The sequence below is a fragment of the Trebonia sp. genome (genome assembly GCF_049794275.1).
Classification (GTDB): domain Bacteria; phylum Actinomycetota; class Actinomycetes; order Streptosporangiales; family Streptosporangiaceae; genus Trebonia.
This window is the reverse complement of the sequence record NZ_JBARCR010000693.1, coordinates 1-2,764: the sequence shown is the minus strand read 5'-3', so window position 1 is coordinate 2,764 and position 2,764 is coordinate 1. Positions and strand designations below refer to the sequence as shown.

5 protein-coding genes are annotated in these 2,764 nt (G+C 66.9%); 4 read left to right on the top strand and 1 reads right to left on the bottom strand.

The genetic code is table 11. The features are described from left to right. The 4 genes from WA805_RS18515 to WA805_RS18500 form a co-directional block, all read left to right on the top strand. Positions 1 to 387, top strand: a 387-nt coding sequence (locus WA805_RS18515) for a ketopantoate reductase family protein (RefSeq protein WP_425242953.1), incomplete at its 5' end; no start/stop codon positions are given. 104 nt (positions 388 to 491) lie between these two features. Beyond that, positions 492 to 1,208: a hypothetical protein gene (locus WA805_RS18510; protein ID WP_425242952.1), complete on the top strand. Its 717-nt coding sequence runs from the start codon at positions 492 to 494 to the stop codon at positions 1,206 to 1,208. A 71-nt stretch (positions 1,209 to 1,279) separates the two neighbouring features. Next, entirely contained in the window at positions 1,280 to 2,128 is an 849-nt protein-coding gene (locus WA805_RS18505; protein WP_425242951.1) for a hypothetical protein, read from the top strand. Then, entirely contained in the window at positions 2,121 to 2,378 is a 258-nt protein-coding gene (locus tag WA805_RS18500) for a hypothetical protein (protein WP_425242950.1), read from the top strand. Before WA805_RS18505 ends, WA805_RS18500 begins: the two co-directional genes overlap by 8 nt. 10 nt (positions 2,379 to 2,388) lie before the next feature. Here the strand turns inward: WA805_RS18500 and WA805_RS18495 are convergent. Beyond that, on the bottom strand, positions 2,389 to 2,764 hold a 376-nt coding region (locus tag WA805_RS18495; RefSeq protein ID WP_425242949.1), incomplete at its 5' end, for a DUF4262 domain-containing protein.

The window sequence follows — 2,764 nt, the reverse complement described above, 5'->3', positions numbered from 1 at the left end:
GCCGCGGAACCGCGGTCGGACGACGCCGCCGAGCTGTACCACCGCACGCGTGCCGAAGGCACCGCCGCTCTCCGCGCCGCCGGCATCGCGCACGCCAGCCGCGCGGAAATCGCGGAGGTCATCGGCGACCACGTTCGTATCGAACAGGTCGACGGCTCGCCCCGGTCGGGCGGCTCGTCCTGGCAGAGCCTCAGCCGGGGGACCGGGACGATCGAGGCCGACTTCCTCAACGGCGAGATCGTGCTGCTCGGCCGTGTGTACGGCGTGCCGACCCCAGTCAACGAGGCGCTGCAGCGGCTCGCCAACCGGGCCGCGGCGGAGCGCCGGGCGCCGGGCTTCATGTCGCCCGCGCAGGTGCTCACCGAGGCCGGCGTTCCGCACGCGTAGTGCGGCTTTTCCTCCCAAAACGCTGGTTCTGGTAGACGCGCGCTGCGTCGTAGGCAAGGCTTTGAGCCGGTAATCGGGGTCAGTGAAGGGTCTGGAGGCAGTCCGTGAGCACCGGCGACGGCGCGCGGGATGAGGAGCGGCCGGTGCTGGCGACGCCCTGGGGGGCGTACCGGAAGTGGACCATTATGCTCGCGGGCCTGGCCGTCGTGTTCGTGGTGCTCGTCGGCTATGACCTGATCTCCGGGGGAGTGCTGACCGGCGCGCCCGCGTCGCCCGCGACGTCGCCGAAGGCCACGGCGTCCTCGACACGGCCGACCGCTTCCGCCAGCTCGTCGCCTACCGCGTCTTCGTCGTCGCCGGCCGTGGCCACCGGTCCGGCGGTAACGCTGACCGTGGCGAACGCGACGGCGTTCGGACCCGATGGGACATCGGACGGCGACAACCCGGGGATGGCGTCTCGGGTGCTCCGCGGCGGCGGGGCGTGGGACAGCTCGTGGTACGCGACGGCTGAGTTCGGCCACATGCAGTCGGGCACCGGCATCCTGCTCGACATGGGCCACGCGGTCATGGTGAACAGCGTCGGGCTGGTGCTCGGCGCCGCGGCAGGCGCCGACGTCCAGGTTCGCCTCGGCGACGCTGCGGACTTGGACTCCATGTCGACGGCGGCGGACATGCCGGACGCCCGCGGCACGCTGCACTTGCCGCTGAGCTCCCCGGCGAGCGCGCGATACGTGCTGATCTGGTTCACCAGGCTTCCGGTGAAATCGCCAGGCAAATACCAAGTCAGCCTCTACAAGGCCACCGTAGACGGCCACGCATGAGCAACTGGCAACGCGTTGCCAATAGGTTAGGCTTCATGGAGTAACCAATCCATTTCGCTGAGTGGCTACCCGTGGAGATCGAACGCCTGGATGAGGCCGACGCCGTGGCCGTCGACCGCGAGCAGGCCGACGACCAGGGCGTCGCACCACCGGAAACCCGCGACCAGCAGGCATACCGCGCGGAATACCGGGCCACCGTCGAGGCCGCGTACACGTGGGATGCGGCCGCCCTGGAACTGCGCCAGGCCTGGGAAGCGCACGAGACGAAATGGCCGTCTCCAGAAGATGCCGACCGTGATGGCGACCGCTCCCTGAATCCAGAGGCGAACGCAGAAGTCGAACGCGGCTGCGGCCAGATCCGCGAGATCGCCGAGAACGTCATCACACCCGCGATGCGCGCCATCGAATCCGAAGACTCGGACCGCCACCTGATAGGCCTCGAACACTGTCTCAAAGGCATGGACAGGATCAAGGAGAAGATCGCGGACGCTGTGCGGTACAAGGGCCGTGCCCCCGAAGAAGCTCTCGAGACACTGAAAGACGTGGTGCGGTTCACGTTCTGCTACAGCGAAGAGCGCTATACCAGTGGCGTTATCGAAGACTGCCAACGTCTCCTGGACCGAGGGTTCCAGCCTTTCGATCGACTGAATTCATGGCAGGCGGAGCAGTACAAGGGAGTCAACAGCCGATGGCGAGACCCTGAGTCAGGACTGCTTTTCGAGGTACAGTTTCACACCCGAGCCAGCTTTGAAGCCAAGCAGCTGACGCACGCTGCTTACGAGCGGCTCCGCGATCCCGCCACATCCGACGTCGAGCGGGATGAACTCCAGGAATTTCAGCGCAAAGCCTCCGCCGAGATCCCGATCCCACCTAACGTGTCGGACATCGAAGACTATTCACCGGAGCAGCGTCGTGGCTGATCAGATCATGTACTACGCCGTCGTCGACGATTACAGCACTAGGGCAGAGCCTGCGGGTGTCCTCCGGCGCGTCAAGCACGATGGTGGCCAACGCGACGAGGCGTTTGGGCGCGACCTTGAGTGGGGGCACACCCCCATGCTCTATTCGTACGAGCGCGGAAACCGGGACAATCAGCTCTACCCGATCACCGAGGATGAAGCGATGCGGATCGTCGACCGCATCCGCAGCGAATCCGGCACATCCAGCTGATGCCACTCAGCTACACACCACCCCCGGAAAGCTGACGCGACGCGCGCACTCCCAGGACCGGCTGACCGCCGCGGCCACCGCGGAACCCAACCTCCCATGGCCAGTGCCCGCGGTTGTCGGCGTGCACCAGTTGCAGCGCCCGGATCTCAGGCCCGAAGATCTCCACGGCAATCGCCAAGTGCACCGTCGGCTCGGTCACCTCGACGATCTCGATCACCGGGCCACCGCGCAACGGAACCACTTCTCCAGGGTGCGGCGCCTCGGCGTGCAGCACGTGCGAGGCAACGTCGTCCAGCAGTCGCGCGGAACGGGCAGACGACAACCCGGTCACCAGCAACTCCGGTTTGCCATGCGCCGTCAGCCCCACCGTGTAGGCCCACGGCGAG